Raw genomic sequence first — 12667 nt, 5'->3', positions numbered from 1 at the left:
ATCTCGGAGCAGGTGAAACGGCCTATTGCAACCGGTAGTAGCGCATTGATATCAAAATAGGAGCGCGATATTAGATGGCCACTATTTTGGCGTCAATTTTTGAATCACTTGAAGAGTCGATCCCGATGAGCGGCATGAGTCAAACCGGGCCTTGCTGAATAGTCGTTGGCCTGCACAACAAGCCCTCGCGCCGCAATAATCTGTAAACTCTCCCCTCTTTCGCCGCCATCATTTCACCTGCGGCCATCACCTATTTAAATGTTGCGGAGTCCACCTTGCGTCTGTTCCACACCTCCGACTGGCACCTTGGGCAAAACCTGCACGGCCAGGAGCGCGATTTCGAGCACGCCTGTTTTCTCGAATGGCTGCTGCGCCAACTGCAACTGGCGCAGCCGGATGTGCTGCTGATTGCCGGGGACATCTTCGACACGGTCAATCCGCCGGTCAAAGCCCAGGAACGCCTTTACGATTTCATCGTCAGCGCCCACGAGCAGCAACCGTTGCTGACCATCGTGATGATCGCCGGCAACCACGATTCCGGCTCGCGGATCGAACTGCCTGCACCGTTGATGCGCCGTTTGCGCACGCACGCGTTGGGCCGGGTGTTGTGGCTGGATGACGGACAGCTGGATGCCGAGCGCCTGCTGCTGCCGTTGCCCAATGCCCAAGGCGAAATTGCTGCGTGGTGTCTGGCGCTGCCGTTTCTGCGCCCGGCAGAAGTAACCGGCGCGCATCTGGGCGACAACTATTTGCGCGGCATCGGTCAGGTACATGAATGGCTGATCGAAGCCGCCAATGCCAAGCGCCAACCGGGTCAGGCGCTGATCGCCATCAGCCACGCGCACATGGCTGGCGGCTCGGTGTCGGAAGACTCCGAACGCAGCCTGATCATCGGCAACGCCGAAGCCCTGCCCGCCAGTCTGTTCGGGCCGAGCATCAGCTATGTCGCCCTCGGCCATTTGCACAAGCCGCAGAAGGTCAACGGTGAAGAGCGCATCCGCTACAGTGGTTCGCCGATTCCGTTGTCGTTCTCGGAAATCGGTTATCAACACCAGATTCTCGACGTCACTCTCGATGGCGAAACCCTGGTCAGCGTCGAGCCGAAACTTATCCCGCGCTCGGTCAATCTGCAACGCATCGGGCCGGCACCGCTGGCGGAGATTCTGCTGCAACTGGCCGATCTGCCGAACATCGATCTGCTCGCCGAAACTCAGCGGCAACCATGGCTGGAAGTGCGTGTAACCCTCGACGAGCCGCAACCGGATCTGCGCCATCAAATCGAAAGCGCCCTGCAAGGCAAGGCCGTGCGACTGGTGCGCATCGCCGCCGAATACGCTGGCAACCGTGGCGCTGACGGTTCGGAGGACGGCAGCGCGCTGATCGAACTCGACCAACTCACCCCGCAAGAACTGTTCAGCCGCGCCTGGCTCGATAACTACGGCAGTGAAGTCGATGAGCAGACGCTGAAGGACTTCGCCGAACTGCTGCAGGACGTACAACTGGAGGGCGAGCAGCCATGAAGATTCTCGCCATTCGCTTGAAGAACCTGGCCTCACTGGCCGGCCCGTTCGAGATCGATTTCACCGCTGAGCCGTTGGCCAGCGCTGGCCTGTTTGCGATTACCGGCCCGACCGGCGCCGGTAAAAGTACCCTGCTCGACGCGCTGTGTCTGGCGTTGTTCGGCGCGGTGCCGCGTCTGAACAACACTGGCCGCGACGCCAAAGTCCCGGATGCCGACGGTGAAATCGCCACCGGCGACCCGCGCACCTTGCTGCGTCGTGGCACCGGCGAAGGTTATGCCGAAGTGGATTTCGTCGGCGTCGATGGCCGTCGCTATCGAGCGCGCTGGGAAGCCAATCGAGCCCGCGAGAAGGCCGGCGGCAAGCTGCAAGCCAGTCGTCAGAGCCTGCGCGATATCGATCAGGATCAACTGCTCGCCAGCCAGAAAGGCGAATACAAAACCCAACTGGAAGCCGCGCTCGGCCTGAACTTCGAACAGTTCACCCGCGCCGTGCTGCTGGCGCAGAGCGAGTTCAGTGCATTCCTCAAGGCGGACGACAACGACCGCAGTGAACTGCTGGAAAAGCTCACCGACACCGCGCTATACACCCGCCTCGGCCGCCGCGCCTTCGACAAGACCAAAGAAGCCCGCGAAGCGCACAAGCTGTTGCAGGATCAAGCGACCGGTGTCACCCCGCTGGCTCCCGAAGCCCGGGCCGAGCTGGATGAGCGCTTCAATGCAGCGCAACAGCAAATGAAGTTGCAGCAGGCGCAGCTCAAACAACTTGAACAGCAGCACGGCTGGCTCAAGGATTTGCGGGTGTTGCAGGACGCGCAGCAAGCCGCCGCCGAGCAACTGCACAGTGCCCAGCAGCAATCGGAAAGTCTGGCCGGCGAACGGGTGAAACTGACGCGACTGGAGCAGCTCGGCCCGCAGCGGCACCAGTTCGCGCGTAAAACCGAACTCGATGCGCTGCTGACGCCACTGGCCGCGCAAATCGCCGCGCACACCCAGCAACATGCCGAACTGACTGAGCGGCAAACGCAACTGGAGCACAACCTCGAAGCAGCGAAAGTCGCCCTGAGCGAAGCGCAGCAACGGCAAAGCGAGAACGCGCCGCTGTTGCGTCAGGCCTTTGAAGAACAAAGTAGCCTCGCCCGTCTGGCCAAGGATGTCGCACAGAGCGCCGAAGCCCGAGCCAATGCGCTGCAAGCTTGTACCGAAGGCCAGAACGCCATTCAAGCCTTGCTGGAAAAACAGGCCCAGGTCGGCGAGCGCCTGCAACGTATCGCCGCCGAGCTTGAGCAGAGTGCTCATCTGGCGCCGTTGAGCGACGCCTGGAATGCCTATCGCGATCGTCTGCAACAGCTGATGTTGATCGGCAATCGTCTGAACAAGGGCCAGGCCGAACTGGCGAGTCTCGAAAAAAACGCCAGCCGTAGCGCCGAAACACTGGCTACGCAGAAACAGCAACTGGAAGTACTGTTCAAAGAGGCCGGCGCCGAACCGGATGCGGTCGCCGAACAGATCGGCCTCCTCGGCACGCTGCTGCAGGACAATCGCAAACAACTGCGCGCGTTCGAAGACCTGTCGCGTCTGTGGGCCACGCAACAGGATCTGGACAAGCGCAGCGCCGAGTTGCAACAGCGTCAGCTCAGCGCCCAGCAGGAGCGTGATCGCCTGACTCAGGACGGGGTGAAAAGCAAAGCCGAACTGACCGTCGCCGAACAAACCCTCAACGTCACCCGCGAGCTGCTTGAACGCCAGCGGCTGGCGCGCAGTGCCAGTGTCGAAGAGTTACGCGCGCAGTTGCAGGACGATCAGCCATGTCCGGTCTGCGGCAGCGACGAGCATCCGTATCATCAGCCCGAAGCGCTGCTGCAAAGTCTTGGTCGGCATGATGAAAGCGAGCAGGCCAACGCCCAGAAAGTCGTCGATCAGCTCAAGGAAAAACTCATCGAGCTGCGCGCTGAAGTCGGTGGCGTCATTGCTCAGCAGAAAGAACTGCTGCAGCAGCAGGAACAACTGGCCAACCAACAACAAGCGTTGGCGCCAAGCCTCGATGCGCATCCGCTGGCCGCGCAGTTGTTCAATCAGGACGCCGCCAAGCGCGATGCCTGGCTGAACCGGCAAAACGAGCAACTGAACCAGAGCATTACTCAGGACGAGCAACGCCAGAGCGCCCTGCTCACCCTGCAACAGGATGCTGCGCGCCTGACCCAGCAATTGCGTCAGGCCGAAACTGCGCATCAACAAGCGGCGCAGCACCTGAGCAATCAGCAGCGCGAGCTGAGCAGCGACCGTCAGCGCCTTGATGAGGAACTGACAGCGTTCGCCACGCTGCTCCCCGCCGATACCCTTGAAGCCTTGCGCCAGGAACCGGCGGCGACATTTATGCAGCTCGACCGGCAGATCGCCGAGCGTTTGGCGCAAGTCGACCAGCAGAAGGAAGAACTGACCGAGCAGCAACAGCGTCAGCAGACGCTGGAGAAAGAGCAGGATCGCCAGCAGACCCGCGTCCAGCAAGCGCAAACGGCTGAGCAACAGTTCAATGCGCTGGCCGAACAGCAGCAACTGTGCCAGGAGAAACTTGCGCAGTTGCTGGGTGAACACGCCAGCGCCGAGCAGTGGCAGCAGCAACTGGAACAGGCTGTGGAGCAAGCGCGCTCTGCCGAAACTGGCACCGCTCAAGACCTGCAAAACGTACGCACGCAGATTGTGCAGATCGCCGCTGAACTCAAGGCGCAGCAACAGAGTTTGCAGGCGCTGCAAAGCGAGGAACAGGATCTGGCGAGCAAGATTGCCGACTGGCGCGCTCGTCATCCCGAGCTGGATGACGGCGGCCTCGAAGACTTGTTGCGGGTCGATGATGAGCAAGTCGCGCAATTGCGCCAGCGCTTGCAGCTCAATGAAAAAGCCATCGAACAAGCCAGGGTCTTGCTGCAGGAGCGTGATCGGTTGTTGCTCGATCATCAGTCGCAACACAACGGCAATCTTGATGCCGAGCAACTGACCACCGCCCTGAGCGATTTGCAGAATCAGTTCAATGTCAGCGAGCAGCAATGCGCCGAACTGCGCGCCGAACAGGTTGAAGACCAGCGCCGGCAGAACGCCAATCAGGCACTGGCGCAGCAGATTGCCTCGGCATATGCGGAGTATCAACGCTGGGCGCGACTCAGTGCCTTGATCGGCTCGGCCACCGGCGACACCTTCCGCAAGATCGCCCAGGCCTACAACCTCGACTTGCTGGTGCACCACGCCAATGTGCAACTGCGCCAACTGGTCAAACGCTATCGCCTCAAGCGCGGCGGCAGCATGCTTGGCCTGCTGGTGATGGACACCGAAATGGGTGACGAACTGCGTTCGGTGCATTCGTTGTCTGGCGGCGAAACTTTCCTCGTGTCGTTGGCGCTGGCGTTGGGTCTGGCATCGATGGCGTCGAGTACGCTGAAAATCGAATCGCTGTTTATCGACGAAGGCTTCGGCAGCCTCGATCCAGAGTCGCTGCAACTGGCGATGGATGCACTCGATGGCTTGCAGGCGCAGGGCCGCAAGGTCGCGGTGATTTCCCACGTGCAGGAAATGCACGAACGAATTCCGGTGCAGATTCAGGTGCAGCGCCAAGGCAACGGTTTGAGCACGCTGGAGGTGAAATGAACACGCTGTATTCCTTCCGCCGCTGCCCTTACGCGATGCGGGCGCGGATGGCGCTGCGATATTCGGGTGTGCCGGTAAACATCATCGAAGTCAGCCTCAAGGCCAAGCCGGCCGAGATGCTGGCGATCTCGCCCAAGGGCACGGTGCCGGTGCTGGATGCCGGTGGGCAGGTGATAGACGAGAGTCTGGAGATCATGCGCTGGGCGTTGGCGCAGAATGATCCGCAGGGTTGGTTGCTTGATGGCGACTCGCGGATTGCTGAATTGATTGAGGCGAATGATCACGGGTTCAAGGTGTTGTTGAATCGCTACAAGTATGCCGAGCGTTACCCGGAGCAACCGATGGAGATTTATCGGGCTGAGGGGGCGCTGTACTTGCAGAGGCTGGAGGAGCTGCTGACCGATCGCGATTACTTGCTAGCTGATCATCCGAGCCTGGCCGATATCGCCCTGCTGCCCTTCGTTCGGCAGTTTGCCCATGTTGATCGCGAGTGGTTTGCACAGACGCCTTATGTTCGCTTACAGGCCTGGTTGCAGCGTTTCCTCGAATCAGACCTTTTCACTTCAATCATGAAGAAGTAACTCAATGTAGGAGCTGCCGAAGGCTGCGATCTTTTGATCTTATAAAGGCAAGATCAAAAGATCGCAGCCTTCGGCAGCTCCTACAGGGTCAAGCCAACGCATTGCACATGCCGAGTGCCATGCAATCCACCTCGAACGGCCCGAGAAAGTCTGCCGAGGCTTTCACCGGTGGATTGCCGGCCAGCAGCCCCAACGCATTCGCCCGTTCGATGTTGTGCGCGATATTGTGATTGGCCTCTATGGCCCGCGCCAATGCGCCAACCGAGCCTTGACCTATTCCCAGCAATGAAGCGCCGTTGGTGAAAAACGCTAAACCGGCGACCACCCAAAGTCTGTAGCCTTTCATGCTCCACCGACTCCTGCGAGTTCGGCCCGGTCGACCATCACGCTTTGCGAGCGGACTTCAAACTGGATGCCGGGATGGGCGACTTGAATCGGTGCGTCGAAGCTGTGTTCCATCTGCGAGGCGATGCTGACGACCAACACCACGGCCAGGTAAAGACCGATGGCCAGGTAGGCGCCGCGTTTGGCTGAATGAAGGATTGCGCTGGCCATGGTGTTCTCCCGTGGGCATGTTTCGATGCCCACAGAATCAATCAAAAAAGCCGCGCTAACCACTCAGGGTTTGCCATAGTAAACATCAGCTTCGTTGATTATTTAGCCAGTCTATTTACGGGTTTGAAGAAACCTATCGTGCTGCGAAAAACACACGGGTAGGAGCTGCCGAAGGCTGCGATCTTTTGATTTTGCTTTTAAAAACAAGATCAAAAGATCGCAGCCTTCGGCAGCTCCTACAGGGAGTTGTACGCAATGGGCATTTCAGTGTTGGGCTTTGTGATCCAGGGCGGCGTAGAAGTTGGCGCTCTGTTGCAGGTATTTCTGGGTGTAGCTCTGGGTGTGGGATTTTTTGCTGTTGATTTCGACGTTGGCACTGGCTGGCAGCACAACAGTGGCGGAGATGGCGGAAGCGGCAATGACGGAGAAGAGATTGAAGTTCATGGCGGTAACCCTCGTGTTCGGTTGGCTTGCTTGCCCGGTTGGGCCGTGAAGCAAACTTAACGCTCGAGGGTTGATCGCTTGAAATGCTTTGTAGCATTACCGGATATCAGCGCGATTAATACAACGAGACAGGCCCCGTAAACCGGGGCCTATGGCTTATTGTCGCACTAGAAACTTGAGATCGCTCGGCGCGTCCATCGGCAGTTTTTGCACGGTTTTGCCGAGCAGACCGGTCTTGCCATCGCGCTCGACGACGACAATTTCGTTGCTCTTCTGGTTGGCGATCAGCAGGAATTTGCCACTCGGATCGAGGCTGAACTCGCGCGGGTGATCACCTTCCACCGAACGCTTTTGCAGCTCTTTGAGCTGGCCGCTCGCCGGATCAATCGCGAACACCACCAGTTGATTGGCGGTGCCACGGTTGCTGACGTAGAGGAACTTGCCATCGGCCGAGGCATGCAGCGCGGCGCCGGCCTTGTCCGACGTTGGCTGACCAGCGGCCAGATCGACCAGTTGCGTCTGGGTCAGCACGCCATCGTGGTAATCGAACACCGCGACTTGCGCGCTCATTTCCATGGTGAGCCAAGCGTGTTTGCCGTCAGCGCTGAACAGCAGATGACGCGGGCCGCTGCCGGCCGGCAAGGGCACTGCGGCGGTCATCGCCGGCGTCAGCGGCAAGTCCGGATTGGCCTTCGGATCGAACAGGTAAACGAAGACTTTGTCCGCGCCCAGATCGATGGAGAACACGTAGCGGCCGTCCGGCGAAGAAACCGTCGAGTGCACGTGGTTGGAGGCCTGGCGCTCAAGATTGATCCGGCTGGCCGGGTGCGCGCTCATCTGCACGACGGGTTTGAGTTTGCCGTCGGCACCAACCGGCAATACCGCCAGCGTTCCACCCGGATCTTCCATCACCGAATAGTTGCTGACGAACAAGTGGCTGGCATCACCGCTGAGGCTCGAATGGGTCGGCTCGTTGCCCAGGCTTTGCACTTGATTGATCAGGGTCAGCGTGTGGGTTTTCGGATCAATCGAATAGCTGCTGACACGGCCGACCGGGTCTTTCTGGCCCGGGCCGTTTTCGTTGACCACGAACAGGCGACGCTGGTCTTTGGACAGGGTCAGCCATGACGGGTTTTCGCTCTTGACCACCTGTAGCGGTTTGGCGGCGATCTGGCCGGTGGCACTGTCGAAGTTCATTCGATAGAGACCCTGGCTGGTGTTGGCGGTGTAGGAACCGACCAGCAGCTGGAAGTTTTCGGCGGATGCGCTGGAAAGCCCCATGGCACCGACGCTGCCGGCCATCAGCAGCGGCCAGAATTTACGCATTTTCATTGATTGTCATCCTCGTCATCGCTGCTGCTGACTACGTCGCCATGACAAACCAAGCGGTGTTCGCCGATCGCTTTGGTTTCATTGAAATAACCGACGATCAACCAGCTCTGCAAAGAGTCGTCGAAAGTTGCAGCGGCAACCTGAACCGGGGTGAATTCCCAATGCTTGGCCGCTCGGCCGTCGATGCATTCGATGTGCAGATTGTCGTCTTCATCGAGGAAAAATTCGAAGGCGTGCAAGCCGTCGATTTCGACCATATCGGATTGTTCGAGGACGTCGAGAAGGGTTTGGGCAGTCATGGCAAACAGTCTTTCTAGGGGGGAAAAGGCCAATGATAGCTCAATGTGATCCAGAGGCCCCGCCGCAACCCCTGTGGGAGCGAGCTTGCTCGCGAATGCAGTGTGTCAGTCGACAAATATGTTTCTGATACACCGCTTTCGCGAGCAAGCTCGCTCCCACAGGGATATTGGCTAGCAGTTACAACGCGTCGCGTGAAGGCCTGCCATCAACCAGGCGCTGGATACGCAGCGGGTTAGCGTTTCTCAGCGGCTCCGGCAGCAAGCTGTCCGGGTAGTTCTGGAAGCACACCGGGCGCAGAAAGCGGTCGATGGCCAGCGTACCGACGGAGGTGCCGCGTGCGTCGGATGTCGCCGGATACGGCCCGCCGTGCACCATCGAATCACACACCTCGACACCGGTCGGATAACCGTTGAGCAGGATCCGCCCGACCTTCTGTTCCAGCAACGGCGTCAGCTCAGGGAAGCGTTCGAAGTCCGCCTGCTCGCCAATGATGGTCGCCGTCAGTTGCCCGTGCAGGCCGTGAAGTGCAGCGCTGAGTTGCGCTTTGTCTGCCACTTCGACAATCACCGTGGTCGGGCCGAACACTTCTTCCTGCAGCACTTCATCGCCATCGATCAGCAAGCTTGCATCGGCCTTGAACAATTGCGGTTGCGCCTGATTGCCCTGCTGTGGATTGCCGGCCAGATGCTCGATGCCGGAGTGTGCCAACAGTTTCTGCAAGCCTTTACCGTAGCTGCCGAGGGTGCCGGCGTTGAGCATGGTTTGCGCCGGTTGATCACCGATCAAACCCGCAACCTGCTGCACGAACGCGCTGAACTCTGGCGAGCGGATGCCGATGACCAGGCCCGGATTGGTACAGAACTGACCGCAGCCCTGCACCACCGAAGCGGTCAGGTCGCGGGCGACCGTTTCCGAACGCTCGGCAAGGGCCTGCGGCAGGATGATCACCGGGTTGATGCTCGACATCTCGGCAAACACCGGAATCGGTTGCGGGCGTGCCGCGGCCATGTCGCACAGCGCACGACCGCCCTTGAGCGAACCGGTGAAACCCACTGCCTGGATCGCCGGATGCTTGACCAGCCATTCGCCGACGCCACCACCGTAGATCATGTTGAACACACCGGCGGGCATGGCGGTTTTTTCGGCGGCGCGAATCAGCGCATCGGCAACCAGTTCCGCTGTCGCCATGTGGCCGCTGTGGGCTTTGAACACCACCGGGCAACCGGCGGCGAGTGCCGAAGCGGTGTCGCCGCCAGCCGTGGAAAAGGCCAGCGGAAAATTGCTCGCGCCAAACACCGCTACCGGACCGAGGCCGATGCGGTACTGGCGCAGATCCGGACGTGGCAGCGGTTGGCGATCCGGCAGTGGCAGATCAATCCGCGCACCGTAGAAATCACCGCGTCGCAGGACTTTGGCGAACAGACGCATTTGCCCGCTGGTACGCCCGCGCTCGCCTTGAATGCGTCCGGCCGGCAACGCCGTTTCGCGGCAGACCACGGCGACAAAATCATCACCGAGCGCATCCAGCTCATCGGCGATCGCGTCGAGAAACTGCGCGCGGCGTTCGGCGCTGAGGCTGCGGTATGCCGGATACGCGGCAGCGGCGGCTTTGGCGGCGGCGTCGACTTCTTCAGCCGTGGCCTGGATGAAATCGTGCGGCAGCTGTTCGCCCGTCGTGGCGTCGACCGATTGCAGTTTGACGTTGCCAGCGGCGCTGCGCTGACCGCCGATGTAGTTGTGACCGAGAATCTGAGTCATGGGATCTCCTTAAAGGGTGCCGATGCTGTCCGGTACAAAAGCCGCTGGAACCGGAACGATGCCATTGACCAGCGGTGCGCCGAATTCGGCCTGGCTGATTTCGAAGACGTCGCCCGGCTGGGTGCGGATGCCATCGGCGAACGACAGGGTCGCGGTGCCGAAGAAATGAATGTGCACGTCGCCGGGACGCAGGAACTGGCTGTACTTGAAATGGTGGTATTCGAGGTTGGCGAGGCTGTGGCACATGTTCGCTTCACCGCTGAGAAATTCGTTCTGCCAGAGCACTTCGCCGTCACGCAGAATGCGACTGGTGCCTGCCAGATGTTGAGGCAGTTCACCGGTGCGAAGTTCCGGGCCGTAGCTGCAACTGCGCAATTTGGAGTGGGCGAGGTACAGGTAATTCTTGCGTTCCATGATGTGATCGGAGAACTCGTTGCCGACCGCAAAGCCCAGGCGATAAGGCTTGCCGTCGTTGCCGATGATGTAAAGGCCAGCCATCTCTGGTTCTTCGCCGGCGTCTTCGGCAAACGGTGGCACCGGGAACGGTTGGCCCGGGCGGACGACGATGCTGCCGTCGCCTTTGTAAAACCATTCAGGTTGTACGCCAGCCTGCCCCGCCGCCGGTTTACCGCCCTCCACGCCCCATTTGAAGATGCGCATGGTGTCGGTCATCGTCGCTTCGTCACCGGCCTGCTGGTGCATTTTGTCCCGCGCCGAGGCGCTGCCCAGATGCGTCAGGCCGGTGCCGCTGATCAGCATGTGCGCCGGGTCCGGGTGGTCGAGTGGCGGCAGGATGCGCAACTGCGACAGCAACTCGGCGTAGTCATGGCTGATGCCGAGGCCCAGGGTTTGCACTTGCTGCTCAAGGGTGTTGCCGGCTTCGATGGCGGCCAGCGCCAGATCGCGCACGGTGCGGGCGTCCTGGACTTCGCGCACCAGACCGTTGTCGACCACGCCGACGCGGCGTTCGCGGTTGCTTAATTCGAATTGAACCAGATGCATGATTTTCTCCTATTCCCTCTAAAAAACACCGCAGATCCCCTGTGGGAGCGAGCTTGCTCGCGAAAGCGGTGTATCAGTCACCAACAATGTTGAATGTGATGGCCTCTTCGCGAGCAAGCTCGCTCCCACAAGGGATTTGCATTGCTTCCAGAATTCAGGTGCGGGTTGCGCCGCGTGCGCTTGCTGCGAATTGGTCAACCGGCAGAACGTGTTTACGTTCCAGCACGCGGTAAACCACGCCCGTCAAAATCAAGCCGAACACCATCACCCCCGAGAGGAAGTACAACCCCGAAGCCAAGTTGCCGGTGTACTCCTTCAACGCCCCAATCACAAACGGCCCGATGTACCCGCCCAGATTCCCCACCGAATTGATCAAGGCAATCCCCGCCGCCGCACTCGCGCCAGCAAAGAACCGCCCCGGTAAGGTCCAGAACACCGCCGTGCAGGAAAACAGCGCAAACGCCACCAGACACAGCGCCGCCAGTTGCGCCACCGGCAACGACAGCCACGCGCTCATGAACAGGCCAATCGCGCCCAGCACATACAGAACAGCGAGATGCCCGTAACGATCATTCAAGCGGTCAGAACTGCGCGGCACGATCAGCAAGCCGATGATCCCGAAGATGTACGGCACCGACGACACGAACCCGGTGACCAGATCGCTGCCGCCGAACTGTTTGATCAGCGTCGGTAACCATAGACCGAGACCATAAATGCTCAACGTCACCGGCAGGTAGAACAGCGCCAGCAACAACACGCGCTTGTCTTTCAGCGCATGCAGCGGATTACCGTGGCGAGTCTGGCCGTATTCCTGCAAATCCTTTTTCAGCTCACCGGTCAGCCAGTCCTTTTCAGCTTGATCCATCCACTTCACTTGCTGCGGGCCGTCCGGCAACCAGCGCAGCACCGGCCAGGTCAGCAGGATCGCCGGAGTGCCGATGACGATGAACAACCACTGCCAGCCATGCAGGCCAAGAACGCCGTCCATGCCAAGCAAACCACCGGACACCGGGCCAGTGATCATCATCGCGATCGGTTGCGAAAGGATGAACAGCCCGAGGATCTTGCCGCGATGGCGCACCGGGAACCACTGGGTGATGTAGTAGAGAACGCCGGGGAAGAACCCCGCTTCGGCCGCACCGAGCAGAAAGCGCATCACGTAGAAACTGTGCGGGCCCTGGACGAAGGCCATGCCGATGGTGATCGCGCCCCAGGTGATCATGATCCGTGCGAACCAGCGCCGTGCGCCGAAGCGTTCGAGCATCAGGTTGCTGGGGATTTCGAGGAGGAAGTAGCCAATGAAGAACAGCCCGGCACCGAGGCCGTAAGCCGCATCGCCAATGCCAATGTCGGCGCCCATGTGCAGCTTGGCGAAGCCGACGGCGGAGCGATCCACATAGGCGATCAGGTACAGCAGGATCAGGAAGGGAATCAGTTTCAGCGTAATGCGCCGTATCAGCCGCAGTTCCTGGCTCATGAGATCGGTCTCCGATTGTTGTTTTTATAGAACCTCGGGGGACGCCTCTCACGGCAAACC

Annotated in this window: 11 protein-coding genes; 3 read left to right on the top strand and 8 right to left on the bottom strand. The window is 59.9% G+C overall.

All coding sequences use genetic code 11. The features are described from left to right. The first annotated feature begins 275 nt into the window (after positions 1-275). Genes F8N44_RS25150 through F8N44_RS25140 form a run of 3 tightly spaced genes read left to right on the top strand, consistent with a single transcriptional unit; the run spans position 276 to position 5739 of the window. The gene (locus F8N44_RS25150; RefSeq protein WP_150652186.1) at positions 276-1520 is read left to right on the top strand and encodes an exonuclease SbcCD subunit D C-terminal domain-containing protein; all 1245 of its coding nucleotides are present in this window, start codon (positions 276-278) and stop codon (positions 1518-1520) included. After that, complete coding sequence (locus F8N44_RS25145; protein WP_150652185.1) at positions 1517-5158, top strand: AAA family ATPase; 3642 nt, start codon at positions 1517-1519, stop codon at positions 5156-5158. Before F8N44_RS25150 ends, F8N44_RS25145 begins: the two co-directional genes overlap by 4 nt. Continuing rightward, positions 5155-5739 carry a glutathione S-transferase gene (locus F8N44_RS25140; protein ID WP_150652184.1) on the top strand — a complete coding sequence of 195 codons (585 nt, stop codon included), beginning with the start codon at positions 5155-5157 and terminating at the stop codon, positions 5737-5739. Before F8N44_RS25145 ends, F8N44_RS25140 begins: the two co-directional genes overlap by 4 nt. 88 nt (positions 5740-5827) lie before the next feature. Here the strand turns inward: F8N44_RS25140 and F8N44_RS25135 are convergent, their stop codons facing one another. The 8 genes from F8N44_RS25135 to F8N44_RS25100 all read right to left on the bottom strand — a co-directional run bounded on the left by F8N44_RS25135 (position 5828) and on the right by F8N44_RS25100 (position 12607). Then, entirely contained in the window at positions 5828-6085 is a 258-nt protein-coding gene (locus tag F8N44_RS25135) for a hypothetical protein (RefSeq protein ID WP_150652183.1), read from the bottom strand. Then, a complete protein-coding gene (locus F8N44_RS25130; RefSeq protein WP_150652182.1) occupies positions 6082-6294 on the bottom strand; it encodes a hypothetical protein in 213 nt (70 codons plus the stop codon). Before F8N44_RS25130 ends, F8N44_RS25135 begins: the two co-directional genes overlap by 4 nt. Before the next feature lie 264 nt (positions 6295-6558). After that, a complete protein-coding gene (locus F8N44_RS25125) occupies positions 6559-6738 on the bottom strand; it encodes a hypothetical protein (RefSeq protein ID WP_007917967.1) in 180 nt (59 codons plus the stop codon). A 156-nt stretch (positions 6739-6894) separates the two neighbouring features. After that, positions 6895-8070 carry a lactonase family protein gene (locus F8N44_RS25120; RefSeq protein ID WP_150652181.1) on the bottom strand — a complete coding sequence of 392 codons (1176 nt, stop codon included), beginning with the start codon at positions 8068-8070 and terminating at the stop codon, positions 6895-6897. Then, entirely contained in the window at positions 8067-8369 is a 303-nt protein-coding gene (locus tag F8N44_RS25115) for a DUF5629 family protein (protein WP_095050106.1), read from the bottom strand. Before F8N44_RS25115 ends, F8N44_RS25120 begins: the two co-directional genes overlap by 4 nt. A 178-nt stretch (positions 8370-8547) precedes the next feature. Further along, positions 8548-10128, bottom strand: a complete 1581-nt coding sequence (locus tag F8N44_RS25110) for an aldehyde dehydrogenase (NADP(+)) (RefSeq protein WP_150652180.1) — start codon at positions 10126-10128, stop codon at positions 8548-8550. Between the two features lie 9 nt (positions 10129-10137). Continuing rightward, a complete protein-coding gene (araD1, locus tag F8N44_RS25105; RefSeq protein ID WP_150652179.1) occupies positions 10138-11130 on the bottom strand; it encodes an AraD1 family protein in 993 nt (330 codons plus the stop codon). A gap of 154 nt (positions 11131-11284) precedes the next feature. After that, a complete protein-coding gene (locus tag F8N44_RS25100; RefSeq protein ID WP_150652178.1) occupies positions 11285-12607 on the bottom strand; it encodes an MFS transporter in 1323 nt (440 codons plus the stop codon). Positions 12608-12667: the final 60 nt, after the last annotated feature.

Origin of the sequence: Pseudomonas fluorescens, from assembly GCF_902497745.1 — a bacterium.
GTDB classification, from domain to species: Bacteria; Pseudomonadota; Gammaproteobacteria; order Pseudomonadales; family Pseudomonadaceae; genus Aquipseudomonas; species Aquipseudomonas fluorescens_BM.
This window is presented reverse-complemented; position numbering and strand designations above follow the sequence as displayed.